At 50.1% G+C, this 391-nt stretch carries 1 protein-coding gene; it reads left to right on the top strand.

Going from position 1 to position 391, the window contains the following annotated elements; translation table 11 throughout:
- The coding region (locus HMPREF1548_RS30370) for a hypothetical protein (protein WP_021634545.1) at positions 1–391 on the top strand (391 nt) is incomplete at both ends.

Raw genomic sequence — 391 nt, 5'->3', positions numbered from 1 at the left:
AAGCATGGCTACTTGGCTCGTTGCTCGCGGAAATAAAACCGCTTATGAAAGTACGCTGAGCATTATTCTGGATGAGCCGGATTTGAAGCTGGCGGAGGTAGAGGTGGAGCAGGTAGTGCTCAACAAGAGCGGAAAACGGGCTATCCGGTTGGATGCCTGGGCACGGGATGTATCTGACCGCCGTTTTAATACGGAAATGCAGAATGATACGGAAGCGGACGATGTGAGGCGGAGAGCGAGATTTTATCAGGGCCTGCTTGATACCCCGGTTTTAAAGGCAGGAAAGACGACCCGGTATAAGCACCTGCCGTCAACTGTCATTATTTTTATCACGCAGGAAGACATTTTCGGACGGGACCGTGCAATCTATACCTTTACGGAACAATGTGAA

The organism is Clostridium sp. KLE 1755, assembly GCF_000466465.2.
Taxonomy (GTDB): Bacteria; Bacillota; Clostridia; order Lachnospirales; family Lachnospiraceae; genus Eisenbergiella; species Eisenbergiella porci.
The sequence above is the reverse complement of the archived record's forward strand: the minus strand, read 5'-3'. Positions and strand labels throughout refer to the sequence as shown.